The following is a 26,205-nucleotide window of genomic DNA, read 5'->3' as shown; positions in this document are numbered from 1 at the left end:
ATGGCGCGCCGCATCGGGGACGGATTCATCCCTCTCGCAGGCGCCGCAAGGGCTTTCGGCCCTGAGAAACCTGAAAAGGCGCGGGCTTCCGCGAGATCGGTCAGCGCATCCACGGCGCGGATTTGTTCAATCCGGGCCGGTCGAACCCTCGCGCATTTTCCGGGACCACGGGCGCCGCAGCGCGCCCCCGTTCCGGTGCGCGCCGACTTCTGATTCGCGTGAGACAGGGTCTATCCCCGCGGTGGCTTTCCAGCCACGGCCTCGCGGGAGAGGCCGGCGGTCTCCAGCGCGGCAAGGGCCTTGTCGGCCAGCGCCGGGGCCGGCAGCAGGCGGTGGACGAGACGGCGCACACCTTCCGCCCCGTCCGGCATGCGGTGGAGCAGCGCCCCGACCACCTCCCGCTCGCTGCTCGCGCGGCCGAGCGTGTGGAGACACAGCGCGAGCGCGAGCTTGCTCTCAATGGCGGAATGAAGCGTGAGCTGCGGCACCATGGCCTGCGCGGCGAGGACATCGTTCCGCATGAAGGCGGCCATGCCGAGGAACGTATCCTGATGGTTGGTGCGGACCGCGCCTTCGCGCCGCGCGCGCAAGAGCAGGGCCTCGCCTTCCTCGACGCGGCCGGCGCCGATGAACACCGTGGCCACCGTCGCCGCCACGTCGAAATCGAGCGGATTGAGCTTCAGCGCCTTCTCGGCGGTGGCGACGGCGTCGTCCGGCTCGCCGGCGAAGAGCTGGACCAGCGCGAGGGTGCGGGCCGCGTAGGCGCTCGCCGGGGCCAGCTCGGCCGCCCGTTCCGCCGCGTCGAGGAACTCCTCCATTTCCTCGGCGGTGGGATTGGGCGTGTCGTCGTGCAAGGTGGCGTAGAGCTGCGCCGTCGCCCGCACCGCGTAGCCAAGGGCGAAATCCCGTTCGCGCCGGGTCAGCTGGACAAGGCATGCGGTCCCGTTGCCGCGCTGGCCCTGGGGATCGCCGCGAACGTAGGCGACGGCGGCGGCGATGCAGCCGAAGCCGGAATCGGGGGCCTTGGCCAGGGCCTGTGCCCGCGCCCGGACCGGGATGACGCCATAGCTTTCCATGATCGCGGTGGCGACGTCGCGAACGGCGCGCCGCTCGCTGTCCGCCAGCGCGGACCCCTGCGCCAGGCCATCGAGGGAGGCCGACCAGATGATAGAACCGTCGCAGCGGTCGGTGACCCTTGTGACCAGGGAGAAGGTGCCGTCGGCACGGCCTTCGGCGAGACCGGCGAGGGCGAAGACCGAGCGCGATTGCGGGCCGGAACAGATCTCCGGCACCCCGGTTTCGTGGGGGGTGGCGCCCGCCGCCTTCACCTCCACGAAGTCGAAGCGGGCGAAGGCGTCGCGCATCTGCTCCTCGATGGCGCGCAGTTCGGCCTCCGCCGGCGCGCCGGGGCCAGCGGCCTCGAACGGGCGAACCTCCACCACCGGCAGGCGGATGCGGTCCGCCAGGGCGGTGCCGCGGTCGGATCCGAACGGATTGATCTGCACGGCCAGCAGCGCCAGCCCGGCCAACAGCACCACGCCAGCCGCCGCGGCGGCCAACCGCATCCCGGTGCGCTGCCAGACCGGCGTGGGGCGCGGCGCATCCGTCGCATCCGGCGCCGCGGGCGCGGGTTGCGGCTCCGGCCCGGCGGGTGCTTCGGCGCGAGGCTGGAACAGGGGGACATAGCCCCCCTTTGGAATGTCGATGACCAGAGGGTCCTCGGCGCCCACCGTGGTGTAATAGCGCTCCAGCGCCCGCCGCAGCCGGGTCGCTTCCACGCGCACGATGGGATCGGACTGGGGATCGAAGGAGGGCGGGCGGCCCAGGGCCTCCACGGCGATGGTGTAGCCCTTGATCTCGTCGGCGCGCCCCTCAAGGGTCGCCTCCACGACGAAACGCAGGAAGGCCGCGAGGCGGGGTGACGCGATAAAGTCAGGGGCCGCGAGCACGCGTTCCAGGGCGGCGCGCACGAGGATCGCCTGGTTGCCTCCCGGCGGCGCGGCCTCCGCGGGTGCCGGGGCGTCAAGGTCCATGACGGCGTCCGGGTCACCAGCCTCTGGTGTTTGCTCTACCAATATACCATCCTTACGCACGGTCACAATCTTTGTGGGTCAGAACCCAGGTGCGTGCAAGGGGGCCAGCCCACCGTTCCCCTTGGGCGCGATCGGTCCGGACTGGAAACGCCGCCGTTTCCGGCAAGACGGTGAATCGTCCGCTAATCCCTTGAGCCCAGATGGGTTCACCCTGCGACGCCAAGGGCGCGGCAGGTGTGTCAAGACGTATCCGGCTCCGGTGTTTCCAGCGGCCCCGCGCGCTGCTAGCTTCCGCACCGACGCGGCCGAAGAATGGCAGCCGGCAGGCCCAGATCTCGCCTGACGCTGCCGGCGCGTGGGAGAGGTTACATCATGGCTCTGGACGATCTGGTCACCGAAGGCGCGGGCGTGCGGGCGGACGCGATCCCCAACGATCTCGACGCCTTCTGGATGCCGTTCACCTCCAACCGTTCGTTCAAGAAGCGACCGCGGCTCGTGTCCCGGGCCAAGGACATGCATTATTACACCCCGGAAGGCCGCGCCATTCTCGATGGCTGCGCCGGACTGTGGTGCGTCAATCCCGGCCATAACCGCGAGCCCATCGTGGAGGCCATTCGTCAGGCCGCCACCGAGGTGGATTTCGCCCCCACCTTCCAGTACGGCCACCCGCAGGCCTTCCGCCTCGCGAGCCGCATCGCCGAACTGGCGCCGGGGGATCTCGACCACGTCTTCTTCTGCAATTCCGGCTCGGAGGCGGTGGACACCGCGCTGAAGATCGCGCTGGCCTACCACCAGACCACGGGCGCCGGCACCCGCACCCGCCTCATCGGCCGCGAGCGCGGCTACCACGGGGTCGGCTTCGGCGGCATCTCGGTGGGCGGCATCGTGTCGAACCGCCGCACCTTCGGCACCATGCTCACCGGCGTCGATCACCTGCGCTCCACCTATGACCGCGAGAACCAGGCCTTCACCAAGGGCGAGCCGGACTACGGCGCGCATTTCGCCGACGAGCTGGAGCGCATCGTCGCCCTGCACGACGCCTCCACCATCGCGTCGGTGATCGTGGAGCCCATGGGCGGCTCCACCGGCGTGCTGCCGGCGCCCAAGGGCTATCTCAAGCGGCTGCGCGAGATCTGCGACAAGCATCGCATCCTGCTGATCTTCGACGAGGTCATCACCGGCTTCGGCCGTCTCGGCCACGCCTTCGCCGCCGAGCGCTACGGCGTGGTGCCGGACATGATCACCTTCGCCAAGGGCATCACCGCGGGCGCCGTGCCCATGGGCGGCGTGCTGGTGCGCAAGGGCATCCACGATGCCTTCATGAAGGGGCCGGAGCACGTGGTGGAGTTGTTCCACGGCTACACCTATTCGGCGCACCCGCTGGCCTGCGCGGCGGGCCTTGCCACCCTCGATCTCTACGCGAAAGAGCACACCTTCACCCATGCCCGCGCGCTGGAGCCCTTCTTCGCCGACGCGATCATGAGCCTGAAGGACAAGCCCGGCGTCCTCGACATCCGCACCGTGGGCATCACCGGCGCCGTGGACCTCGCCCCGAAGGACGGCGCGCCGGGCCTGAAGGGCTACGAGGCGCTGGAGCGGGCCTTCCACGAGGAAGGGCTGATGATGCGCATCGCCGGCGACACGCTGGTGGTGACGCCGCCGCTCATCATCTCCAAGGATCAGGTGGGCGAGCTGGTGGAGAAGCTGGGCCGGGTCATCGAAAAGGTGGCGTGAGCCCGGTCCGGCGCGCCGGTGTCTTGAAAAACAGTCATGCCCCGGTCCAGCCGGGGCATGACGTGTTCAGCGGGGGCTTGGGCAGCGGATGCCGCCCGCGCGGACCCTGCGGAGGGTCAGAGTCGTCCCGTCAGGGCGAGCACGATGACGATGATCAGCAGCACGCCGACAATGCCGCCGGGCCCATAGCCCCAGCCCGAGTTGTAGCCCCACCGCGGCAGCGCCCCGATGAGCAGCAGCACGAGGACGATAATCAGAATAGTGGACATGGACGGCCTCCCTTATCGATCGGCGGAGCTTCGTCTCACCTCTCGCCGATGATAACGCCAGCCTGACCGTAGAGTTCCCGCTTGGTTCCGTTCAAAGCGGCGCGGTGGCCTGCGCCAGCCAGTTCCGCTCCGCCTCGTCGAGATCGCCGGCCAGCGCCTCGGCCACCAGGCCATGATAGGCGTCCACCTGCTCCCGCTCCGCGCCATCCAGCAGGCTGAGGTCGATGAGCCGCCGGTCGTAAGGCACCAGCGTCAGGGTCGAGAAGCCGAGGCACGGCTTCTCCGCACCCGCGAGGTCCCGGCGCTCCACCAGGATGAGGTTCTCGATGCGGATGCCGTAGGCGCCGGTGCGGTAATAGCCCGGCTCGTTGGAGAGGATCATGCCCTGTGCCAGCGCCAGGTGCCCGAGCTGGGAGATGCGCGCCGGGCCTTCATGCACCGAAAGGCCGGCGCCCACGCCATGGCCGGTGCCGTGGTCGAAATCCAGCCCCGCCGCCCACAGATACTGCCGCGCCAGCGGATCGAGCTGGGCGCCGGTGATGCCCTCCGGAAACACCGCCCGGCTCAGGGCCAGATGGCCCTTCAGCACCAGCGTGTAGTGGCGGCGCATCTCGGCCGTCGGCGTGCCCACGGCGAGGGTGCGGGTGATGTCGGTGGTGCCGTCCGGATATTGTGCGCCGGAATCCAGCAGGAACAGTTCGCCCGGATGGATCGCCCGGTTGGTCTTGCGGGTGACGCGATAATGCACGATGGCGCCGTTCTCTCCCGCCCCCGCGATGGTGGGGAAGGACACGTCGGTGAGGGTGCCGGTGCCACGGCGGAAGGTTTCCAGCGCCTCCACCGCCTCGATCTCGGTGAGATGGCCCTTCGGCGCCTCGGCATCGAACCACGCGAGGAACCGCGCGAGGGCGAGGCCATCGCGCGCGTGGGCGGCGCGCATGCCGGCGATCTCGGCCGGGTTCTTGGAGGCTTTCAGCAGGGCGATGGGATCGGTGCCCTTGTCCACCGTGCCCTCCGCCGCCTCGATGAGGCCGGCCAGACGCACCGGCGCCGTGGCCTGATCCAGCCGGATCTTGCGGCCCTTGGCGAAGCTGGCGAGCACGGTGTCGAGGTCGCCGGTGCCGTGCAGGCGCGCATGGCCGGCCAGCGCCGCGCGCACCTCGTGGGAGAGCTTCAGCGGTTCGAGGAAGAGGTCCGGCAGCCCCTCGCGCGGCACGATGCACCAGGCCAGCGGCAGCGGCGTGTGGGCCACGTCGCCGCCACGCATGTTGAACAGCCAGGCCGCGCCGTGGGGATCGGAGATCAGCGCCCCGTCGAGCTTGTCGGCGGCAAGCTTCTCCTGCACGCGCCGGAGCTTGGCCGCCGTGTCCTCGCCGGCCACCGACAGGTCGAGCAGCCGCACCGGCGCGCGGGGCGGCTCCGGCCGGTCCGGCCAGATGGCGGTGAAGGGGTCGGCCTCCAGCGGCACGAGGATGCCGCCGGCCGCCCCCACCGCCTTGGCCAGCCGGTCGCGGCCGTCGATGGTGGTGCGCCAGGGATCGTAGGCCAGCCGCGCGCCTCGGGGCAGGTTCGCTTCCACCCACGCATCGGGCCGCGTCTGGGACAGCGGCACCACCGTGAAGGCACCCGTATCCACCTGCGCCGGGGCCTGGAGGGTATAGCGCCCGTCCACGAACAGGGCGGCGGTGTCCTGAAGCACGATCCCCGTGCCGGCCGAGCCGGTGAAGCCGGTGAGGAAGGCGAGGCGCTCCTCGCAGGGCGGCACATATTCGTTCTGGTGCGCGTCGGCGCGCGGCACCACATAGCCGTCGACGTTCAGCCGCGCCAGCTCGGCCCGGAGCGCGGCGAGCCGCGCCGGCCCCGCCGCGCCGTCGGCGAGGTCGTCGAAGGTCTGGAACACGGCCTTGAAGGCATGGGGGGTCTTGTGGTGCGCGGTCATGGGCGGGGCGGCCGGAGCTGGAAAGGGGATATTTCGCCAACCATAGAGCCGGATCGGCTCCGGTGGAATCATCCGGGCGGCAAATCCGCCTTCCCACTCCGGGAAAGCGAACGGCGTGCCCGATCGGCCCGCATCGCAGGCGGATCGGGACGTGCCCCTGGACGTGCCCCTGGGCGTGCATCGGGCATGGTTACGCGGCGGACCGGGGGCTCGCTCCAGACGGTGGGTATTTCGCGCAACGCCCTTGATGGGGGAGGGCGCCTGCGATTATGGTCGCCCGGCGCGCGGGCGTAGTTCAGTGGTAGAACGACAGCTTCCCAAGCTGTATGTCGTGGGTTCGATTCCCATCGCCCGCTCCATCGCCCTTCTTTTCCGCGCTTCGATGGCCTACCGCCCCTCGCGGATGGCAAGGCGCGTCGCCGCCACGCCGCGATAGGCGGAGGCGCGGCAGCTCAGGATCACCACCTGCATGCGTGTCGCCGCTTCGGTGAGAATCTCCATCATGGTCTCGAAGCGGTCGTCATCGGCGAAGACGAGAGCATCGTCGAGCACGAGGGAGGCCGGCTTGCCCTTGGCGATCAGCAGGTCGGCGAAGGCGATGCGGGTGAGGATGGCGATCTGCTCCTGCGTGCCCTTGCTGAGCAGGTCCGCCGCCTCCTCCCGCCCGCCGCGGCTGAGTGCCTCGGGCCGCAGGGTCTCGCCGAAGGCCAGGCTCGCATTGGGCAGAAGCCGGCGCACATAGGGCTCGATGCGGCGGGTGACCGGCTCCAGATAGCGCCGCGCCGCCTCCTGCTGGGTCTCCCGCAGCACCTTGAGGAGCAGCGCCAGCGTGTCCGCCTCCTGCTTCAGGCGCTGGTGCGCGGCCTCGGCGGCGTCCGCCTCTTCGGTTGCGGCGTCGGCGCGGCTCGCGGGGCCTTCGCCGCCCAGGGTCTTGGCCTGCTCCTCCAGCCGCGCCACCTCGCCGGCGAGGGCCGGCAACTGGCCCTGCAGGGTCTCGCGGCGCTTCTTCAGCGCGTCGCGCTTGCGCACGAGGGTGGCTTCGTCCAGCACTTCGGCGGCACGCTGGGCCGCATCGCGATCCATCAGGGCGCGGCCCTCGGCGGTCTGCGCCGCGGCGCGGGCGGAGGCGAGGTCGGCGTCGGCGAGGCCACTCGTCTCGGCGGCGAGGTCATCGGCGAGACGGCGCCGGTCGCCCTCGGCGCGCTCCCGCGCAGTGGCAAGGGCCATTTCCTGCTGTTGTGCCGCCTTCAGCCCCTCCAGCATGGCCTCGCGCCGGGCCCCCGCCTCGGTCTCGGCGGTGCGCAGGGCGCGGGTGCGCGTTTCGAGGTCGGCAAGGCCGGCCGGGGCTTCCTTTGCCTCCGGAGCCGGAGGGGTGAGGCCGGCCAGCGCCCCGCGCAGCGGGTCGAGACCCGCCGGGATGCCGAGGGCGGCATCGGCCGGGCATTCGGCCTTCAGCCGGGTGCGCAGCCCCAGAAGCTCCGCCTCGTCGATGGCCCGCGCCCGCGCCGCCGCGCGCGCCGCCGCCGGCGTGGGGTGGCCGTGCTCGGCGAGGAAGTCGCCAAGTTTGCGCTGGGCGTTTTCGAGACCGGCGACCGCGGGGGCGCCGCTGGCCGGCGGGGTGAGGGTGAAGCTGCCGACGCCGGGAACAGTGATCACCATTGGGCGGGTGAGGCGCACCGTCGTGCCGTCGGCAAGGAGCGCGCCGTCCAGGAGGATGCCCGGCGCGCCGGGCTCCAGCGCCACCTGCAAGGTGGCTGCGCCCGCCTCCACGGCGGCGCGGGCGGCGCCGGCGGCGTCCTCCAGCTGGCGCAGGCAGTTCACCGCCGCCTCGTCCATGCGCTCGGCGGCGATGCGGGCGTCGCGGATGCGGATATCGGCGGCAAGCGCCTCGGCCCGCTCCAGCCGGGCGAAGGCGGCGGCAAGGGTGCGGCGGCGCTCGGCGGCATCGCGCTCGGTGCGGGCGCTGTCGCGCGCGTCCTCGGCGGCGCGCAGGTCGGCGCGGGCGCGCTCCAGGGCGGCGGCGGCCTCCTGCTCGGCGCCCCGGGCGCGGGCCATGGCCTCGGAATGGGTGGCGACATCGGCGGCGGCCTTGCGTGCCGCCGTCTCGGCCCTGGCGAGGGCGTCGCGCATCTGGGCGCGTGCGGTCGTGCGCGCTTCCAGCGCGATGCGCTCGCCGGACGCCTTCTGCAGGGCGAGGTCGGCGATGCGCAGCGCCTGGCCTGCCTGCTTGGCGCGGTCGATGTCGTCGCCGAGCCGCTTCAGGTCGGCGTCGATCTCCGGGTCTTCCATGTCGCGGACGAGGCGGCGCTGGTCGTTGCGCTTGGCTTCCAGCCGCTCCAGCAGGCCCTCGAACTGGGTGAGTTCGCGCCGGGCGTCGTCGGCCTTGAGGCGGGCGGCGTCGGCCGCCTCCTGCGCCTGCTTCAGGCGGCCGGTGGGGCGGCCGGTGGCGGTGTAGAAGTCGGCGAGGCTCTTTTCCACCTGCAGGACCACGGCCTTCGCCCGCCGCCCGCCGGTCACCGCGCCGACCTCGCCGGCCAGGGCTTCCTCCAGCGAGCGCCGGGCGGTCTCGGCGGGGGCGCCGAGCTGGAAGGACAGGCCCTGTTCCACCCACAACAGGCCGAGGGCGCCGCGGCTTTCATCGTCGGCGCCGCGATTGCCGGCGCGGTTGAAGCCGAGCAGCGACTGGAGCTTTTCCTCCGCCGCGTCCGAGGAGAAGCGCCCGTCGGGGCCCTCCAGCGTCACCTGCGGCGCAGCCCAGAAGCGCTTGGACAGGCGCCATTCCCCGCCGCCCACGTCGAAGGCGAGATCCACCGTCGGCGCCACCTCGTCGCCCTGGGGGCGGAAGGAGCGGATGCGGTCGCTCTTGGCGCTGTGGCGCTCGAACAAGGCGGCGCGCAAGGCGTCGAGCACCGTGGACTTGCCGGTCTCGTTGGGCTCGCAGACGAGGTTGAGCCCGTCGGCAAAGCCCTCCAGCACCACGGGGGCGCGGAACTTGCGGAAATTCTCGATGGTCAGGCGGCGGATGCGCATCAGGCCTCTCCCGGCCGCTGGGCCCGATGGTGCTCCACGTAAAGCCGCTCCAGCGCGGCACCGGCGAGGCGCCCCTCGGCGCCGCCTTCGGCTGCCATGGCGTTGAGGCGCTCGGCGGCGGCGCGCAGATCGCCGAAGGCGTCGATCTCGGCAAGGTCGGTGTCGGTGGGGCGGGTGACGAGGCCGGCAAGGTCGAGGTCGAGCCAGCGCAACTCGTGGGCGAGGGCATCCTCCAGCCGGCGGCGCGCCGCCACCTTGTCGCCGAGGGAGACGAGGCCGGCAAGGTGCAGCCGCGCCACCACGTCCTGCCGCGCCCATCCGGGAGCCAGGCCCGCCAGGAGGGCGTCGAGATCGGCGGCGGCGGCGAGGGTCCAGTCGGCCTCGATCCAGTGGTGGCGACCGATGGGAAGGTCGGTGACCTGCGGCGGCGCGCCGGGGCCGGCCAGATCCACCAGCAGGGCGAGGCCGGTGGCCTCGCGGCCGAAATCATCCGGTTCCGGTGTGCCGCTGTAATGGGTGCGCTCGTCGATCCGGAGCCGGCCGTGCCAGTCGCCGAGCGCCAGATAGGACAGGCCGGCGCGGCGGGCGCGATCGGGGGCGAGGAGATTGGTGTCGGGGTCGGAGCCGAATGCCTGCACCGAGCCGTGGGCCAGCCCGATGCGCAGCGCGCCGGGCGCCGTCTGCGCCGTGTCGAACCAGGCCGTGGGATCGGACAGGCTGCGCTTGTGGGTGAGCGGGGCCGGCAGCAGCACGGCGTTTTCGCCGAGGGAGATGGGCTCGGCGGCGATGGCAGCGATCACGTTGGGCGGGGTCTCGGCCTTGAGCCGGGTCCACAGGCCGTCGGCGCGCAGGGGATCGTGGTTGCCGGGCAGCAGGACGAAGGTGACGTTCGCCGCCTGCCGCATGCGCGACAGCGCCTGCCGGTAGACCCGGTCGCCGGGCTCGGCGCTATCGAACACGTCGCCGGCCACCAGCACCAGCGGCGCGTCGTGGGCCTGCGCGGCGCGGGCGAGGCTGTCGATGGCACCGAGGCGGGCTTCCTGCAAGGCCGCGCGGGCCTCTTCCGGGGCGCGCCCGAACGGCTTGCCCAACTGCCAGTCCGAGGTGTGGATGAAACGCATGCGGCCCTCCCGGGCCGGGAGCTTAGACGCCGCCGGCGCCGGCAAGGCAAGGCTGCTGCGCAGGGTCGCGGAAAACCGCCGGCAGGACGTGCGGTTGCGCGAAAGGGCGGCGGGTCGGGTCCCCCGGCTTCGCGGCGCGGCAGGGGCGGGCGAGGCGAATCACGGTGTTGTCTCAGTTTGAAGTTCTGCTGCTTCGACCAGGCACCATGGAACCCTCTCCCGCTCCGAAGCCGGATGTTTCCGGCTTCGGCTCATGGGAGCCGAACTCGGCAACAGCCGAGTTCGGGCGGGGGAGGGGGCCGACGGCGTTTCTTTTCAAACTGAGACACGCCATCATCGATGCCGTCCGCCCCTCAGGCCGCCTCGGCGTAGCGGGCGACGGAGAGGTCGGCGGTGTCGATGTCCGGCGCGCGCCCGCCGATCAGGTCGGCGAGCACCCGGCCCGATCCGCAGGCCATGGTCCAGCCCAGCGTGCCGTGGCCGGTGTTGGTGAAGAGGTTGTCGAGCTTCGTCGGGCCGATGATGGGCGTGCCGTCCGGCGTCATGGGCCGCAGCCCGGTCCAGAACGAAGCCCTGGCGATGTCGCCGCCGGCGGGGAAGAGGTCGCCCACCGAGAAGGCGAGGGTGGCCCGGCGCGGCTCCCGCAGGCTCAGGTCGAAGCCGGTCAGTTCCGCCGTTCCGCCCACCCGGATGCGATCCCCGAGGCGGGTGATGGCCACCTTGTAGGTCTCGTCCATCACGGTGGAGCGGGGCGCGGCATCCGGGTCCACGATGGGCAGGGTGAGGGAATAGCCCTTCACCGGGTAGACCGGCAGCCTTATGCCCAAAGGCGCGAGCAGCGCCGGGGTATAGCTGCCCATGGCGGCCACATAGATGTCGGCGGTGACCACCTCGCCGCCGGCCAGCATCGCGCCGGTGATGCGCCCCCCCTCGTGCCGCAGCCCCTCCACGGTGGTGCCATAGCGGAAGGTGACGCCCTGCCGCGCGCAGATCTCCGCGAGGCGCTGGGTGAAGATGTGGGCGTCGCCGGTCTCGTCCCCCGGCAGGCGCAGGCCGCCGACGAACTTGTCCCGCACCCGGGCGAGCGCCGGCTCGGCGCGGATGCAGCCCGACGGGTCGAGCAATTCGTAGCGGACGTTATGCGCGTCGAGCACCTCGGTGTCGGAATGCACGTGGTCGAGCTGCTTCTGGGTGCGGAACAGCTGGAGCGTGCCCAGCGTGCGCTCGTCATAGGCGATGCCGGTCTCGGACCTCAGCGCGTCGAGGGCGTCGCGGCTGTACTCGGCAAGCGCAACCATGCGCGCCTTGTTGCGGCGATAGGCGGCCTCGGTGCAGTTGGCCAGCAGCTGGGCGAGCCACAGGTAGAGCTTGGGGTCGAGGCTCGGCCACAGCACCAGCGGACGGTGGTGCATGAGCAGCCATTTGATGGCCTTCACCGGAACGCCCGGCCCGGCCCAGGGCGCCGAATAGCCGGGCGAGACCTGGCCCGCATTGGCGAAGGAGGTCTCCATGCCCGCTGCCTTCTGGCGGTCGAGCACCGTCACCTCGTGCCCGGCCTGCGCCAGGTAATAGGCGGAGGCCGTTCCCACGACACCGCTGCCGAGAATCAGAATGCGCATGGCGAAGATCCCCTTCCGCCTCGCCGGCCCCGGGTGGGGGCGGCGAGGCGACATTCAGCGCCGAAGCCAGCGCCATTCGGGCTGACTCAAGCAATTTTCGCGCCTTGTCGTCGATCACGATTTCTCGCGCGGGCGGGATCGCTGTGGACGCCCTGCGGCCCTGCGACCGCCTGTCGCGCGGGTATTTGGCGGCCATCGCCCAAGGATTGATCATGATCAAAGAACGATCTTTCGCCGTCTCCTAACCTTGAGAGGCTGACGGGGTCTTCGGGCGTGCCCGGTGGAGTGCACGGTTCCGCGCTCGGCCGGCAGAAGCTCGCAGGAGGCCGCAGGGCGCGCGTTTCTCAGTGTTTTCAAGGGAGCGCGGCCGCATTCCAAAAGGCTCCGTTGCGGATTTCTTGATCTCTTCCAGAGGAGACGATGTGATGAGTGCCCTTGCCAAGCGCATTGAGCTGCCGGTTGAAGAAGCTCCCGTCCAGAAGGTCGATGACGTGCTGATCCACGTCCGCTTCAGCCCCAGCGCCGAAGTGCTCACCATCGACCGCCTGCCCGAGAGCGTGGCCCCCAAGGCCTGGTTCGATCGGCTCTTCCTGGGCGCTACTCCTTATTACCGCACCCTGTCCAACGGTCGCGGCTTCTTCCGCATTCCCGCCGAGGTGTTCGCGGCGATCTGATCGCGCGACCTTCCCAGCTGCTTTGAACAGACCGGCGCCGGCCTTGGCCGCGCCGGTTTTTTTGTCGGGCCTGAACCTTACGATGGAACCTCCCGCAGGTGGCGCTCCTGCACTGCATCTTGGCTCCGGTTTCAGGAAGGTGTTGATATCGGACAATGACGAAATGGGGCGTCTGCCAAAACTGGCACAGTCCCGCCCATGGCCAAGGACGAGAGGGAGAGAGACATGTCGGAAACCGCCGCGCCGAACGCATCGCACACCAAGCTGGGCGACGAGACCTTCATGACGGCCGATGACCTCAAGGCCTACATGCAGGAGGTCGAGCAGTCGAAGCTGTCGAAGGAACTTGCCGCCATGGACCGCGCCGACAAGGCGCGCGAGGAGCTGGTGAAGACCCTGTCGCAGCCGGTCGACCTCACCCCCGAGATGCTGCACGAGATCACCACCAACCTGCAGACCAAGATGCGCCTCGCCGCCCAGAGGGGCGAGACCGAGATCATGGTGATGCGCTTCCCCAACACCCTGTGTTCGGACAAGGGACGCGCCATCAACAATGCGGAGGAAGGCTGGCCCGACAGCCTCACCGGCCGTCCCCGCCAGGCCTACGAGCTGTGGCGCGACCACCTGCGCGCCGGCCACTACAAGCTGAAGGCCATGGTCATCGACTGGCCGAACGGCATGCCCGGCGACATCGGCTTCTTCCTCAGCTGGGCCTGAGGCCGGGCCGGCGCCACAGCAGGCAGAATAACAAGAACAGGAGGACGCCATGGGCGGTTCGGAAGACGGAAAAAAGGGTGACAAGCAAGAACCCCTGAAGCGCAAGGAATACGAGGGTGAGCTGAAGGCGCTTCACGGCGAGCTGGTGAAGGTCCAGCTCTGGGCCAGGCACGTGGGCGCCAAGGTCTGCGTGATCTTCGAAGGGCGCGATGGCGCCGGCAAGGGCGGCGTCATCAAGGCCATGACCGAGCGGGTGAGCCCGCGCATCTTCCGGGTGATGGCGCTGCCGCCGCCCACGGAGCGCGAGAAGTCGCAGATGTTCATCCAGCGCTACCTGCCGCTGTTGCCTGCAGCGGGGGAGATCGTGATCTTCGACCGGTCCTGGTACAACCGCGCCGGGGTCGAGCGCGTCATGGGCTTCTGCTCCGAGGAACAGGCGAAGAAGTTCCTTGCCACCACGCCCTTTGTGGAAAAGGCCATCGTCGAGTCCGGTGTCCTCCTCCTCAAATACTGGCTCGAAGTCTCCGAGGAGGAGCAGACGCGGCGCATGGAGAGCCGCATCGACGATCCGCGCAAGGTCTGGAAGCTCTCGCCCATGGACCTCGAATCCTATTCGCGCTGGTATGATTATTCACGCGCGCGGGATGAGATGTTCGAGGCGACCGACACCCAGTGGGCGCCCTGGTTCGTCGCCCATTCGGACGACAAGAAGCGGGCGCGGCTCAACATCATCTCGCACCTGCTGTCGCGCATCCCCTACGAGGACGTGCCGCGGGAGAAGATCAAGCTGCCCAAGCGTCAGAAATCCCACGATTATGTGGAGGCGGACTACGCCCGCCACCGGGTTCCGGCCCGGTTCTGAGCTTTGCCCGGCGGCGGCTGTCAGGGCCGGCCGGCGACCGGCGCGGGGTCCGCCACAGCTTGGCGCTGCGCCTTCAGGTCGAGGGTATATGAGGCGATGGCGAGGGCAAGCCCCGCCACCGCAATGCCGGCGCCCATGAAGGGCAGGTCCCCATAGGGCAGGCCGGCGGTGAGCGCGAGCCCACCGGCCCAGGCGCCCATGGCGTTGCCGAAGTTGAACGCCCCCTGGTTGAGGGTGGAGGCGAGGTTGGGCGCTTTCGCCGCCTCGCTCACCACCCGCATCTGCAGCGGCGCGACGAGGGCGAAGGCCAGCACGCCCCAGACGAACAGCGTCAGCGCCGCCGGCACCACCGTGTGGCTGGTGAGGGCGAAGGATGCCAGCAGCGGGACGATCACGGCGATGATGCCGATCACCGAGGGCATCAGTCGCCAGTCCGCCAGCCAGCCGCCGAGGAAATTGCCGCAGGTGAGGCCGATGCCGAACAGAAGCAGCATCAGCGTCACCCCGTGGGTGCTGAGGCCGGTGACGGTCTGGAGGATCGGCGCGATGTAGGTGAACACGCTGAACAGGCTCGCCGACGCGACGATGCTTATGGCCATGGCGAACATGACCTGCGGGCTGCCGATGGATTTGGCCTCGCGCCGCAGGTTCATGGGCGGCACCTCGATGGTGCGCGGCAGGAAGGCGGCCAGCGCCAGCGCGGCGGCGATGCCGATGGCGACCACCACGAAGAAGGGGCTGCGCCAGCCCATGGCCTCGCCCAGCGCCGTCCCTGCCGGCACGCCGAGCACGTTGGCGAGGGTCAGCCCGGCGAACATCATGGCGATGGCCTGCGCCTTGCGGCCCGGCAGCACGAGGGCGGACGCCACCACCGCGCCGAGGCCGAAGAAGGCGCCATGGCACAGGGCGGTGAGCACCCGCGCGCCCATGAGCAGCCAGTAGGAGGGCGCCAGCGCGCACATGAGATTGCCGAGGATGAAGACGCCCATCAGCGCCAGGAGCGCGCGCCGCCGGTCCATGCGCGCCGTCGCCACCGCAAGGAAGGGCGAGCCGAAGGTGACGGACAGGGCATAGCCCGTCACCAGCAGCCCGGCTTGAGGAATGGTGACGTGAAGGTCGCCGGCCACCTGGGGCAACAGGCCCATGATGACGAATTCGGTGGTGCCGATGCCGAAGGCGGCGGCAGCGAGCGCCAGCAGGGGCATGCGGGGATTGCCGCGCGCCGGAGCGGGCGACGGGGCGGAAGGCTGTGCGGCCATGACGATCACCGGATGGGGCGGAAGCCGGTTCGGGCGCAGGGCGCCGGATGATGAACGTCAATTTATGCCGCAGCGCAGCAAAATCACCAAATGCATTTAAGGCTGGAGGGGTGCCCGCCTCATGCATGGCCTGTCCGCGCGGGGCGCATTCTCAAGGCGCCAGAGCGATTCCCGTAAAAATGTGCAGGGGTTCGGCGTCGGGAATTACGTAAAAACAACGAGATGGAGCATATCCGGCGAATGTGGATCCACCCGATATGCTCCATGAAAAACCCGCCCATGGTGGCGTGCCACGGGCGGGGCGTCGCGCGGCGCGGGCGCCGAGGTTTTGCAAATCACATCAGCCGGCGCGGAACATCCGGGACGAGCTTCATCGCATCGGCGAAAGTCTCGAAGGCCACCCAGGCCCGACGCTGGAGTTCGGGCAGGCGGGCGGCTTCCATCTGGTCCAGCAGCATCTCGGCATGCTCGCGCACGGGGTGCGAGCGGACAAAGCCGATCGCCTCGTCGAGCGAGTGCAGGACGATGCAGGAGCCATCAACACAGATCTTCAACGGGCGACGGGCGGCTTCGAACATGGACGGTCCTCCGTAGGGGTTGCAGCGCGTTGGCAACGGCTCTTGTGTCGGCCAGCGCCGCTTTGCGCTTCCCGCATTCGGGGGAAGGGCGCCCAGGATTGGAACCCGAGGTTTCAAGCATGGCCGAAGAGCGGGCACGGAGGCTCCCGGAGCCCGCTCGTCCGTCAAAACGCGGGAACGCCCCTTCGGTTCCCGGCTGTTCCAGATTTTTTGTGCCGTATCGCTGCGGGAATTTCGCCGTATCCTCCAAATTCGGGATGTGAGGCGCGCAGGGCGGTTTAGAACCAACGGCGTGCACGATGCCGGCTCGGCAAAGCGCGCCAGCCGGACGGCATTCCCCCGCATGCCGTCCGGCTGCCCCATTTCTGGGTTCTCCTTCGGCTCCACCATCGCATCGGCAGCGGAACCGCCAAGCTTCAGCAGAGTTGCTGAAGCATGGCCCTCACGGCCAGACCGAAACGCGACGGTTCAAGGATTGCCGTGCCCTTCTTCCAGATCTTCCGCACTCGCCTCTCGCCCCCTCTCCCTCAAGGGAGGTCGCTTCATGCCTGAGCCCGTCACCGCCGGCGATGATCCGCTCTGGTACAAGGATGCGATCATCTACCAGCTCCACGTGAAGTCCTTCTTCGATGCCAATGACGACGGCATCGGCGACTTCCGGGGCCTCATCTCCAAGCTCGACTATATCGCCGATCTGGGCGCCACCGCCGTGTGGCTTTTGCCGTTCTATCCCTCGCCGCGGCGCGACGACGGCTACGACATCTCGCTGTATGAAGGCGTGTCGCCGGACTACGGCACCATGGACGAGGCGCGCCGCTTCATCGCCGAGGCCCATGCGCGGGGCCTGCGCGTCATCACCGAGCTGGTGATCAACCACACGTCCGACCAGCATCCCTGGTTCCAGGCCGCGCGGCGGGCGCCCAGGGGCAGTCCCGAGCGCAATTTCTATGTGTGGGCGGACGACGACAAGGGCTATCCCGGCGTGCCCATCGTGTTCTGCGACGTGGAAAAGTCGAACTGGACCTTTGACGAGGTCGCCGGCCAGTTCTACTGGCACCGTTTCTATTCCCACCAGCCGGATCTCAACTTCGACAATCCGGAGGTGCTCGAGCACGTGCTCTCCATCATGCGCTTCTGGCTGGACCTGGGCGTGGACGGGCTGCGGCTCGACGCCGTTCCCTATCTGGTGGAGCGGGAAGGCACGGACTGCGGCAACCTGCCGGAGACCCACGCCATCCTGAAGCAGATCCGCGCCCACCTCGACGCGCATTATACCGGCCGCATGCTGCTGGCCGAGGCCAATCTGTGGCCGGAGGACACCCAGCAATATTTCGGCGCGGACGCGGACGAATGCCACATGGCGTTCCATTTCCCCATCATGCCGCGCATGTACATGGCCATCGCCAGGGAAGACCGCTTCCCCATCACCGACATCCTGCGGCAGACGCCCGAAATCCCGCCCACCTGCCAGTGGGCCATCTTCCTGCGCAACCACGACGAGCTGACGCTGGAGACGGTGACCGATTCCGAGCGCGACTACCTCTGGAGCGTCTATGCGGCAGACCGGCGGGCGCGCATCAATCTCGGCATCCGCCGCCGCCTCGCGCCCCTGCTGGAGCGCGACCGGCGGCGCATGGAGCTGATGAACTCGCTGCTGCTCACTTTGCCCGGAACGCCGGTGATCTATTACGGCGACGAGATCGGCATGGGCGACAACATCCATCTCGGCGACCGCGACGGCGTGCGCACCCCCATGCAATGGTCGCCGGACCGCAACGGCGGCTTCTCGAAGGCCGATCCCGAGCGGCTGGTGCTGCCGGTGATCCAGGACCCGCTCTACGGCTACGGCGCGGTGAATGTGGAGGCGCAGTCGCGCGATGCCCACTCGCTGCTGAACTGGACCCGGCGCTTCCTCGCCGTGCGCCGGCAGCATGCGGCCTTCGGGCGCGGCACCTTCCGCCTGCTGTTCCCGCGCAACCGGCGCATCCTCGCCTATCTGCGCGAGCAGGACGGGGAAGCAGTGCTGTGCGTCGCCAACCTCGCCCACACGCTGCAGGCGGTGGAGCTGGATCTTGCGGAGTTCGAGCGGCGGGTGCCGGTGGACCTCGTCAGCGGCACGCCCCTGGCCGCGCTCGGCCGCGCGCCGTTCGTCCTCACCTTGCCGCCCTACGGCTTCTATGCCTTCAGCCTGTCGCAGACGGCGGCGGAGCCGTCCTGGCGCGATCCGGCGCCGGAGGCGCTGCCTGAGTTCGCCACCCTGGTGGTGCGCGACGGGCTCATGGGGGCGCTCTCCGAGCCCCATCGCGCCGTGATCGAGCAGGAGGCGCTGCCGGGCTATCTCGCCCGCCGCCGCTGGTTCGCGGGGCGCGCTGAAGATATCGGGGCGACGCGCCTCGGCTGGGCCATGCGCCTGCCCGGCACCGAGCGCGACGTGGTGCTGGCCGAGGTGGAGGCCGAGATCGCCGGTGCCACCGAGCGCTACCTCATGCCCCTGTGCATCGCCTGGGAGGACCAGCATCCCCCGGCCATTGCCGAGCAACTGGCGCTGACCCGCGTCCGGCAGGGCCGCCGTGTGGGCTTCCTGACCGATGCGGCGGTGCTCGACGGGCTCGCGGCCGGCGTGGTGCGGGCGCTTCGGGAGGAGGCTCCCGTGGCGTTGCCCGATGGCGGCGCCATCGCCTTCTCGCGCACCAGCCACCTCGATGGCATTGCTGTGGAGCGCGGCGCTCCGGCGGAGCTGATCGATGCCGACGAGCCGGCGGCCAACCTCGTGATCACCGATCATGTGGCGGTGAAGCTGTTCCGCCACATGCAGTTCGGCCACACGGCGGAAGAGGAGATGGCGCGCCATCTCACGGCCCTCGGCCTGCCGCAGGTGCCGCCCCTGCTCGGCGCGGTCACCCGCACCGATCCGGCGGGCGCCCGGGCGCCGCTGGCCCTCGTCTACGGGCGCGTGCAGCACCAGGGCAATGCGGCGGACTGGACCATGACCCAGCTCCAGCGCGCCCTCGACACCGCCGCCTCCACGGTGGACGGCGCGCGCCAGCGCTTCGAGGACGAGATCGCCGGCATGGTGGCGCTGTTGCGCAACATGGGCCGGCGCCTCGGCGAGCTGCACGCGGCCCTCTCGGCGCCTTCGGACGCCGCCGGTTTTGCCCCAAGGGAGGCGAGCGGAGACATGCGGGTCCTGTGGCGCACGCGGGCGGAGGCGACCTTCTCCGCCGCCCTCGACACCATCGCGCGCCGACCCGCGCCGGACGGGGCACGGCCGGCCCGCCTCGCCGAGCTGGAGGGCGCGCGTGCCGCGCTCAGGGAGCGGCTTGGCGCGCTCTATTCCGGCACGGCGCTGCCCTTGATCCGCATCCATGGCCGATGCGACCTCGACCACATGCTGGTGGCGGGCGGCGACGTGCTGATCGTGGGCGCCCTCGGCGGCCTTGATGGCGTGCCGGAAGGGGAGCGGGCACCACAGAGCCCGTGGCGCGATGTGGCCGCGCTGCTGGCGGCGCTGGAGCGGATCGCCGCCCGCATTGCCGGAGGCGAAGCGGGTGCGGCATGCGATGCCCCGGAACTCAGGAGCGAACTGATCGCGGCCTTCCTCGTCCGCGCGGAACGGGCGGTGCTGGGCGCCTATCTGGAGCGGGCGCCGACGGCGGCGACTGCCTCGCGCCCCCTGGCCGACGCCTTCATCCTGGAGGCCCTGGCGCGGACGGTGGCCGGCGAGCGGGCGCCGCCCCGGGGCACCCATGCCCTCGTCACCGGTCTCTACCGCCAGACGGCGCGCCTCCTGAAGGCCGCCGACGCGGAGGAGGGAGCCACGCTCGCCCGCGGCGTCTCCCTTAATTCGCTGCCATGAAGGGTTATGACATAAAGATCATGGATAATTAAAGCATACCAGAAACAGGGCACCAAAATGGATGAAACGACAATCATCCATGCTGTTGAGATTATGCCAATCTAAGATACAGAAAATTATATTCTGCATTTGGGCGCGGTTTTGGCTGACGCGGGCGTTTTATGCTTGTGGCGATCCCGGCGTCGATCCTGCGGTGGGCAGGACGATCTCGGCTTTCAGGCCTCCACCGGGACGGTTCGCCAGGGTCAACTCGCCACCGTGCGCCTTGACAATGCTGCGCGCGATGGCGAGGCCCAGTCCCATGCCGCCGGTCTCGTTGCTGCGCGACGGCTCCAGACGCACGAACGGCTTGAAGGCTTCCTCGATCAGATCCTCCGCCAGTCCCGGCCCGGCATCCTCCACCCTGATCGTGACGGTGCCCGGCCCCGGCCGCAGGACGGAGACCCGTGCGCTCCGGCCATAACGGACCGCATTGTCCAGGAGATTGCGCAGGGCGCGTCGCAGGGCGACCGGGCGGCAGGGAAGGAGGCAAGGGGAGCCTGCGGTCATCTGCGCATCGGCACCGACGCTGGCGAATTCCTCCACCACATCCGCGCACAGGGCATCGAGGTCCACGGTCTGCGTATCCTCGCTGATGGCCTCGGCGCGGGTGAAGGCGAGGGTCGCCTCGCAGATGGCCACGAGTTCGTCGATGGTGGCGACGATGTCGGCGCGCACCTCCTGGTCGTCCACGAATTCGGCCTTGAGACGAAGCGTGGTCAGGGGCGTCCGCAGATCGTGGCTGATGGCCGCCAGCAGCCGCATGCGGTCGTGCATGAACTGGCTGAGCCGTTGCTGCATGGTATTGAAGGCGAGGGTCGCCGCCGCCACCTCCGCCGGCCCGCGCAGGTCCAGGGCGGTCACCGTCTCCCCTCGGCCCAGCCGCTCGGAGGCGTCCGCGAGGGAGCGGAGCGAGCGGGTCTGCAACCGCACGCAGGCGATGGTCACGCAGGAAACCGCCAGCGAGGAGATCAGGAACGAGAGCAGGGTGGCGCGATTCCAGATGCCGGGCAGGCTCACCAGCGCCTTCAGGTGCAGCCAGCGCTGATCCGACAGCGGCACACTCAGGGCCACGGCGCCGAAGCCCGGCCGTTGCCCTTGGGGCGTCCCCTGGGTCGTGGCCGTGGCCGAGCCGCTGCCGGCCTCGCGCCGGAGCCAGGGGGTATCGTCAGCGGGCCGCTCGGGGCAGTTGCGGTCAAAGGTGCCGTCGGTGTCGATGTGCACTTCGGGACGATCGCGCGCGACGCCGTGGAGACGCCGTGCAAGCAGGTTCGCAAGGCTTTCCTCGGCCCGCGTCATACTGCGGGGGTCGGGTGGCCTTGAGGAGACCCACGCGCAGAATCCCCGTGATTCGAAGGCGTTGGTGAGCCGGTTCACATCCTCCGGTTCCATGGTCTCGATCAGCCGGACCAGCGTCACCGTCTGGCTGAGCGCCTGGCCGCGGACAATGCCGACGATGACGCTGTCATTCTGGGTCTGCAGCACCGTGATCAGCAGCAGTTGCGCGATGGCGAGCGTCGCCACGAGGAGAAGCACAAGCCGGCCGGCCAGGCTGCGCGGCCAGACCATGCGCGCCAGGCGGTTCACGGGTCCACCTCGACCGGTGCGGCGAAGACGTAGCCATCGCCCCACACAGTCTTGATAAGCTCCGGATGCTGGGGGTCGCGTTCAATCCGGCGCCGGAGCCGGCTGACCAGATTGTCGATGCTGCGATCGAAAACCTGCGCCGGCCGACCCGCCGTGATGTCGAGAAGCTGGTCGCGGGTGAGCACGACGGAAGGGCGGGTGACCAGGGCAGCCAGAAGGCGGAATTCGGCACTGCCGAGGCGGACCTCGCTTCCGGTCTCGTCGAGCAGCACGCGGCGGTCGGGATCGAGCTGCCACCGGTCGAAGCGATAGCGGCGCGGCCCGCCTTGCTGCGCGAGCGCAGGACCCTGCGCGCGGCGCAGGATGGCGCGGATGCGGGCGAGGAGTTCCCGCGGATTGAAGGGCTTGGTGACATAATCGTCGGCACCCAATTCGATGCCGACGATCCGGTCGGTCTCCTCCGCCGCCGCCGTGAGCAGGACGACGGGAATGTCGCTCGACTGCCGTAACTGGCGGCACAGGGTGAGCCCGTCGTCCCCGGGCATCATGATATCGAGCACCACGAGGTCGAACGTGCCGGTGCGCATCTGCTGGCGCATGTCCGCGCCCCCGCTCGCGACGCTGACCCTGAACCCGTTTCGGGTCAGGTATTTCGCGAGCAATTCGCGGATCTCGCGGTGATCGTCGACAACGAGGATGTGCGGCGTGCGTTCCATGCGTTCCAGATATCAACCAGCTTCGCCGCGCTGCGCCATTTGACCGATGCCCGCGCTGCCGGGAAACCCGGATGCGCCGCATGCCCCGGGGCGACTTGAGCGGAGTGAACCGGCGCTTGCTACCACGAAATTGTATCGAATTGTGTCATCTCCGCAGAAGAGGCACGAACGATTACCAACCTGCTGCGCTGCGACAAACTCCCGGGACTCCGACGGTTCATAAGGGGGCTCGAAGGAACCTGCCGCCAGACAGGCCGAGTGCCGTCCAGCCCCGCATGTGCCGTTTCGCCCATCGGAGTTTGTCATGTCGTTCGCCCCCGTCCGGTCCGTGCTGATCGTCCTTCATCGCTGGGTCGGCCTGATCCTCGCCCCGATCTTCCTGGTGATCATTCTCACCGGCGCGGTTCTGTCATTCCGGCCGATCATCAATGCGAGCCAGTCGAGCGGGCTCGCCGGTGCCGGCATCGACGTGGCCGCCCTCAAGACGCTCCTTGGCACCGTGGAGTCCCGCGGCCAGTTCGGGGGGGCCAGCGTCATCGACGGCGGCCGCGCCATCGCCGTCATGTCCCAGGACCCGAAGGTGAGTGGCAGCTGGGAGATCGCCACCGGCCAGCACACGCCCGCGCCGGCAGGCGGCATCGACATCTTCCGCACCGCGCAGGGCCTGCACCAGACGCTGCTGCTGGGCCTCGGCATCGTGGTGGAGATTGCGACCTATCTCATGCTGGCGATCATGGTGGTCGGGCCGTTCATGGCCTGGCTGCGATTGCGCAACACGCTCATGGGCTGGCACGCGGCCGTGGGCTGGTGCCTCCTGCCGCTGACCCTGACCTCGCCGGTCACCGCGGTGATGCTGACGCTCGGCATCGGTGTGGGCCCGCGTCCTGAGCTGCCGCGCCCGAAGCGGCCGGTGGCCCTCAGCGAAGCCGTCACCATCGCCTCCCGCGATCTGGATATGACGCGGCTTGCCGCGATGCGCCGGCTCCGGGGCGGCGCGGTGATGGTCCAGATCGCCGGAGGCGGCGAGGGACCGAGGGCCGGCAGCTTCGTCGTCACCGATTCCGGGGTGACGCCGATGACCGGCGGCCCGAACCTCGTCAAGCAGATTCATGAGGGAACCTGGGGCGGAGCCTGGTCCGGCAGCCTCAACTTCATCATTTCCCTCGCCCTTCTGGGCCTCACCGTGACCGGCTTCGTGTCCTGGTTCCGCCGCTGGCGGCGCAACCGGGCCAAACCGCTCGCGGCCGGCGCCGAAATCCTGGTCGCCCATGCGAGCCAGACCGGGAGGGCCGCGCGCCTCGCGACAGCCACCTATGACGGCCTCACAGCCGCAGGCGAGAAGGCCGCCATCGCCCCCATCGGCGCGGTGAAGCCCAAGGATCTCGCCCGCTTCCGCCTCGTCCTGCTCATCGCCTCCACCACCGGCGAGGGCGAGATCCCGGACGGTGCACGGGCCGTCGCGAAGGCTCTGAAGCCAGGGAGCCTCAAGGGGGTCCGGTTCGCGGTGCTGGCCCTGGGCGAGCGCACCTACACCCATTTCTGCGGCGGCGGGCAGAGGCTGCGCTCGGCGCTGCTCTCCGCCGGTGCGGCAGAAGCCGTTCCCATGTGGGAGGCGGACGGGGACCCGTCGGCGACATGGGTCTCCTGGGTCGATACGCTGCGCGCCGAGCTGGGGCTGACGTGCGCCGTCGCCCAGCTCCCACCCGTCAGCGCGCCGGTCGCGCTCACGGTCGCCGCCCGCCAGCGCCTGGACGATCCGGCGCGCGGGGATACGTTGGAGACCTGGCGCATCATGCTCAAGGGTGGCACCGACCTCGTCTTCCGCCCGGGCGACCTTGTGCGCCTGTCCCCCGGCGAAGGGGAGGTGCCTCGCTCCTATTCCGTGGGCAGTTCGAGCCGGGTCGATCCCGGCCGCATCGACCTTACCGTTCGGCTCCATTCCTGGAGCGATGGGGATGGGACGCCCCACATGGGCCGCGTCTCCGGCTATCTGGTGCGCGAGGCCCTCGACGGCGCGACCATCGAGGCGCGGCTCGATCCGCACCCCGGCTTCAATCCGCCGTCGGACCCCGCATGGCCGATCCTCATGATCGGCGCGGGCTCCGGCATCGCGCCCTTTCCCGGCTTCATCACCGAGCGCCGCGCGTCCGGACGGGCGGGACCCGCCTGGCTCATCTTCGGCAACCGGCACCGCGACGGCGACTTCCTGTGGCGCGAGCTGTTCGAGGCCGCCCTGCGCGACGGCACGCTCACCCGCATGGACACCGCCTTCTCCCGTGATCCCGGGGACGGTGCCCGCGTCCAGGCGCGGCTTATGGAGAATGCCGCGGCGGTGTTCGACTGGCTCGTGGAGAAGAAGGCCGTCGTCTATATCTGCGGCCGGCGCGCCATGGCGCGTGCGGTCGAGGACGCCATCGCCCATATCCTCGTCGCCGAGGGCGGGTTGAAGCCCGAAGCCGCGCGGGACGAGGTCGGCCGGTGGCTGGCCGAGGGACGCGTCCGCATGGACACGTTCGACTGATGCCACACCCTCATGAGGCAGTCCCGCCCCGCCCCGATCCGGGCCGGGGCGGCAGGACGCTCGTGCGTCCCCGTGCGGCCCCGATGCCGGGCCGCGATGCGCCGGTCTCCGCCCCCGCCGGCAAGGGACGGCCCGGAGCCGGCATACCCAGGGGCGTGCTCGGGAGCCTGCTTGCTCTTGGCCTCGCGGCATGCGCCGTCGGGCCGGAATACGAGACCCCCGCGCTGCCCCTGCCCGGTCATTGGGGGGCGGTACCGCGCACCCAAGTCGAGCCTACCCATGCCGAGGCGGCGCCCAATCTCAAGGCGTGGTGGCGGCGGATGGGAGATCCCGTGCTCGACGCCCTGATGGACGAGGCGGTCGCCGGCAACCTTGATGTTGCCACCGCCAAGGCCAACGTGCGGGCGGCGCGCGCCAGCTATCGCCAGCAGGTGGGCGCGCTGTTCCCGCAGGTCACGGGCAACGCCTCCGGCACGCGCGGCGCCAATGGCGGGCGGGTCGGCTCCGGCGGCGACGTCACCGTCGACAGCGGCTACGGCCAATACCAGGCCGGGCTCGACGCCAGCTGGGAAATCGACCTGTTCGGCGCCAACCGCCGCGGCGTGGAGGCGGCGGTCTTCGGCGTCGATGCGTCCGTGGACGATCTTGACGCCGCCTTGCTGACCCTGGTTGGCGATGTCGCATCCAATTATGCGGACGCGCGCGGCTACCAGGCGCAGATCGCCCTCGCCCGCCGCACCGCCGCCTCGCAACGGGAGACGGAAGCGCTCACCCGCCGCCGGCTCGATGCCGGCGCCGTCTCGGCCTTGGACGTGGCCAACGCCTCCGGCCAGGTGGCGAGCACCGAGGCCAACATTCCCGAGATCGAGGCGGCGCTGGCTGCGAGCGTCCACCGCCTCTCCGTCCTCATCGGACAGCCGCCGGCCACGCTCGCCCGACGCATGGCGGTCGTGCGCGCGGTGCCCTCGCCGCGCCTGCCGGTGCCGCGCGGCATTCCCGCCGACGTGCTGGCCAGCCGGCCGGACGTGCGTGCCGCCGAGCGCCGGCTCGGCCAGTCCACCGCCCTCATCGGCCAGGCCGAGGCGAACCGCTATCCCGCCATCAGCCTCACCGGCAACATCAACGCCACCGGCACCCAGCTCGGCGACCTCGGGCGCGCCTCCTCCATCAGCTGGGCCTTCGGGCCTTCCCTCACCGTGCCGATCTTCACCGGCGGGCAATTGAAGGCGGCGGTGGACCTGGCCGAGGCCGGGCGCGACCAATCCTTCATCGCCTACAAGGCATCGGTGCTGACCGCCCTGGAAGAGGTGGAGAACGCGTCCGTCTCCCTCGCCCAGCAACGCATCAGGACGGGCAAGCTCTCGTCCTCCTCCGCCTCCTACCGCGAGGCGGCGCGGCTCTCCCGCTCCCTCTACGAGAACGGGGCTTCGAGCTTCCTCGACGTGCTCACGGCGGAGCGCTCGCTCTATTCGGCCGAGACCCAGCTCATCCAGAGCCGGGTCGCGACGGCCAAATCTTACATCGCCCTCAACAAGGCGCTCGGCGGCGGCTGGGACGGGATGGTCGACACCTCCGCGCGGGAGGTGGTGGACGGATACACCGGCCCGCATTTCGCCCGTCTCAAGCTGTCGGCGAGCCAATGACAGGACGC

General features: G+C 69.9%; 16 protein-coding genes, 1 tRNA gene and 1 pseudogene. 8 read left to right on the top strand and 10 right to left on the bottom strand.

Features of this window, described 5'->3' with window-relative positions; all coding sequences use genetic code 11:
• Positions 1–230: 230 nt before the first annotated feature.
• Positions 231–2,033: a tetratricopeptide repeat protein gene (locus K9U41_RS03380; protein WP_282639454.1), complete on the bottom strand. Its 1,803-nt coding sequence runs from the start codon at positions 2,031–2,033 to the stop codon at positions 231–233.
• Positions 2,034–2,405: 372 nt separating this feature from the next.
• Between K9U41_RS03380 and K9U41_RS03375 the strand changes: the two genes are divergently transcribed.
• Positions 2,406–3,767: an aspartate aminotransferase family protein gene (locus K9U41_RS03375; RefSeq protein ID WP_282639453.1), complete on the top strand. Its 1,362-nt coding sequence runs from the start codon at positions 2,406–2,408 to the stop codon at positions 3,765–3,767.
• Positions 3,768–3,883: 116 nt separating this feature from the next.
• Here the strand turns inward: K9U41_RS03375 and K9U41_RS03370 are convergent, their stop codons facing one another.
• Positions 3,884–4,036, bottom strand: a complete 153-nt coding sequence (locus tag K9U41_RS03370) for a DUF3309 family protein (RefSeq protein WP_282639452.1) — start codon at positions 4,034–4,036, stop codon at positions 3,884–3,886.
• A gap of 91 nt (positions 4,037–4,127) precedes the next feature.
• Positions 4,128–5,975, bottom strand: coding sequence for an aminopeptidase P family protein (locus K9U41_RS03365; RefSeq protein WP_282639451.1), 1,848 nt, complete (start codon positions 5,973–5,975; stop codon positions 4,128–4,130).
• 284 nt (positions 5,976–6,259) lie between these two features.
• On the opposite strand from K9U41_RS03365, the gene K9U41_RS03360 reads away from it, so the two are divergent.
• A tRNA-Gly gene (locus K9U41_RS03360) sits at positions 6,260–6,334 on the top strand.
• Positions 6,335–6,362: 28 nt separating this feature from the next.
• On the opposite strand, the gene K9U41_RS03355 is transcribed toward K9U41_RS03360, so the two are convergent.
• The 3 genes from K9U41_RS03355 to K9U41_RS03345 form a co-directional block, all read right to left on the bottom strand.
• Positions 6,363–9,005 carry an AAA family ATPase gene (locus tag K9U41_RS03355; protein WP_282639450.1) on the bottom strand — a complete coding sequence of 881 codons (2,643 nt, stop codon included), beginning with the start codon at positions 9,003–9,005 and terminating at the stop codon, positions 6,363–6,365.
• Positions 9,005–10,126, bottom strand: coding sequence for a metallophosphoesterase family protein (locus K9U41_RS03350; protein ID WP_282639449.1), 1,122 nt, complete (start codon positions 10,124–10,126; stop codon positions 9,005–9,007). Before K9U41_RS03350 ends, K9U41_RS03355 begins: the two co-directional genes overlap by 1 nt.
• A gap of 353 nt (positions 10,127–10,479) precedes the next feature.
• Positions 10,480–11,745 (bottom strand): D-amino acid dehydrogenase, encoded by a 1,266-nt coding sequence (locus K9U41_RS03345; RefSeq protein ID WP_282639448.1) that lies wholly within the window; start codon positions 11,743–11,745, stop codon positions 10,480–10,482.
• Positions 11,746–12,170: 425 nt separating this feature from the next.
• Here K9U41_RS03345 and K9U41_RS03340 point away from each other — a divergent pair, with 425 nt between their 5' ends.
• From K9U41_RS03340 to ppk2, 3 genes are all read left to right on the top strand, one after another.
• Positions 12,171–12,419: a hypothetical protein gene (locus K9U41_RS03340; protein ID WP_282639447.1), complete on the top strand. Its 249-nt coding sequence runs from the start codon at positions 12,171–12,173 to the stop codon at positions 12,417–12,419.
• 225 nt (positions 12,420–12,644) lie between these two features.
• Positions 12,645–13,136 (top strand): hypothetical protein, encoded by a 492-nt coding sequence (locus tag K9U41_RS03335; RefSeq protein WP_282639446.1) that lies wholly within the window; start codon positions 12,645–12,647, stop codon positions 13,134–13,136.
• A gap of 49 nt (positions 13,137–13,185) precedes the next feature.
• Positions 13,186–13,998 (top strand): polyphosphate kinase 2, encoded by an 813-nt coding sequence (gene ppk2, locus K9U41_RS03330; RefSeq protein ID WP_282639445.1) that lies wholly within the window; start codon positions 13,186–13,188, stop codon positions 13,996–13,998.
• Positions 13,999–14,018: 20 nt separating this feature from the next.
• Here ppk2 and K9U41_RS03325 read toward each other — a convergent pair whose 3' ends face one another.
• Together K9U41_RS03325 and K9U41_RS03320 are read right to left on the bottom strand one after the other, a co-directional pair.
• Positions 14,019–15,257, bottom strand: coding sequence for an MFS transporter (locus tag K9U41_RS03325; RefSeq protein ID WP_282639444.1), 1,239 nt, complete (start codon positions 15,255–15,257; stop codon positions 14,019–14,021).
• Positions 15,258–15,592: 335 nt separating this feature from the next.
• On the bottom strand, positions 15,593–15,835 hold the full coding sequence (locus K9U41_RS03320) for a hypothetical protein (protein WP_282639443.1): 243 nt from the start codon (positions 15,833–15,835) through the stop codon (positions 15,593–15,595).
• 544 nt (positions 15,836–16,379) lie between these two features.
• Here K9U41_RS03320 and treS point away from each other — a divergent pair.
• Positions 16,380–19,691, top strand: a complete 3,312-nt coding sequence (treS, locus tag K9U41_RS03315) for a maltose alpha-D-glucosyltransferase (protein ID WP_282639442.1) — start codon at positions 16,380–16,382, stop codon at positions 19,689–19,691.
• 159 nt (positions 19,692–19,850) lie between these two features.
• On the opposite strand, the pseudogene K9U41_RS03310 reads toward treS, so the two are convergent.
• Positions 19,851–20,804, bottom strand: a pseudogene (locus tag K9U41_RS03310) (ATP-binding protein); the annotation flags it as partial.
• A gap of 509 nt (positions 20,805–21,313) precedes the next feature.
• Positions 21,314–22,033 (bottom strand): response regulator, encoded by a 720-nt coding sequence (locus tag K9U41_RS03305; RefSeq protein ID WP_282639440.1) that lies wholly within the window; start codon positions 22,031–22,033, stop codon positions 21,314–21,316.
• A gap of 304 nt (positions 22,034–22,337) precedes the next feature.
• On the opposite strand from K9U41_RS03305, the gene K9U41_RS03300 reads away from it, so the two are divergent.
• Both K9U41_RS03300 and K9U41_RS03295 read left to right on the top strand, forming a co-directional pair.
• Entirely contained in the window at positions 22,338–24,554 is a 2,217-nt protein-coding gene (locus K9U41_RS03300; protein WP_282639439.1) for a PepSY domain-containing protein, read from the top strand.
• Between the two features lie 83 nt (positions 24,555–24,637).
• Positions 24,638–26,197 (top strand): efflux transporter outer membrane subunit, encoded by a 1,560-nt coding sequence (locus K9U41_RS03295; protein ID WP_282639438.1) that lies wholly within the window; start codon positions 24,638–24,640, stop codon positions 26,195–26,197.
• The last annotated feature ends 8 nt before the right edge of the window (positions 26,198–26,205 follow it).

It is taken from the genome of Xanthobacter autotrophicus (assembly GCF_029991245.1).
GTDB classification, from domain to species: domain Bacteria; phylum Pseudomonadota; class Alphaproteobacteria; order Rhizobiales; family Xanthobacteraceae; genus Xanthobacter; species Xanthobacter autotrophicus_C.
The sequence above is the reverse complement of the archived record's forward strand: the minus strand, read 5'-3'. Positions and strand labels throughout refer to the sequence as shown.

Excerpts from the sequence above, each read along its gene's own strand:
- K9U41_RS03380 (WP_282639454.1), bottom strand. The coding sequence starts at position 2,033 with ATGGACCTTGACGCCCCGGCACCCGCGGAGGCCGCGCCGCCGGGAGGC.
- K9U41_RS03375 (WP_282639453.1), top strand. The coding sequence starts at position 2,406 with ATGGCTCTGGACGATCTGGTCACCGAAGGCGCGGGCGTGCGGGCGGAC.
- K9U41_RS03370 (WP_282639452.1), bottom strand. The coding sequence starts at position 4,036 with ATGTCCACTATTCTGATTATCGTCCTCGTGCTGCTGCTCATCGGGGCG.
- K9U41_RS03365 (WP_282639451.1), bottom strand. The coding sequence starts at position 5,975 with ATGACCGCGCACCACAAGACCCCCCATGCCTTCAAGGCCGTGTTCCAG.
- K9U41_RS03355 (WP_282639450.1), bottom strand. The coding sequence starts at position 9,005 with ATGCGCATCCGCCGCCTGACCATCGAGAATTTCCGCAAGTTCCGCGCC.
- K9U41_RS03350 (WP_282639449.1), bottom strand. The coding sequence starts at position 10,126 with ATGCGTTTCATCCACACCTCGGACTGGCAGTTGGGCAAGCCGTTCGGG.
- K9U41_RS03345 (WP_282639448.1), bottom strand. The coding sequence starts at position 11,745 with ATGCGCATTCTGATTCTCGGCAGCGGTGTCGTGGGAACGGCCTCCGCC.
- K9U41_RS03340 (WP_282639447.1), top strand. The coding sequence starts at position 12,171 with ATGAGTGCCCTTGCCAAGCGCATTGAGCTGCCGGTTGAAGAAGCTCCC.
- K9U41_RS03335 (WP_282639446.1), top strand. The coding sequence starts at position 12,645 with ATGTCGGAAACCGCCGCGCCGAACGCATCGCACACCAAGCTGGGCGAC.
- ppk2 (WP_282639445.1), top strand. The coding sequence starts at position 13,186 with ATGGGCGGTTCGGAAGACGGAAAAAAGGGTGACAAGCAAGAACCCCTG.
- K9U41_RS03325 (WP_282639444.1), bottom strand. The coding sequence starts at position 15,257 with ATGGCCGCACAGCCTTCCGCCCCGTCGCCCGCTCCGGCGCGCGGCAAT.
- K9U41_RS03320 (WP_282639443.1), bottom strand. The coding sequence starts at position 15,835 with ATGTTCGAAGCCGCCCGTCGCCCGTTGAAGATCTGTGTTGATGGCTCC.
- treS (WP_282639442.1), top strand. The coding sequence starts at position 16,380 with ATGCCTGAGCCCGTCACCGCCGGCGATGATCCGCTCTGGTACAAGGAT.
- K9U41_RS03305 (WP_282639440.1), bottom strand. The coding sequence starts at position 22,033 with ATGGAACGCACGCCGCACATCCTCGTTGTCGACGATCACCGCGAGATC.
- K9U41_RS03300 (WP_282639439.1), top strand. The coding sequence starts at position 22,338 with ATGTCGTTCGCCCCCGTCCGGTCCGTGCTGATCGTCCTTCATCGCTGG.
- K9U41_RS03295 (WP_282639438.1), top strand. The coding sequence starts at position 24,638 with ATGCCGGGCCGCGATGCGCCGGTCTCCGCCCCCGCCGGCAAGGGACGG.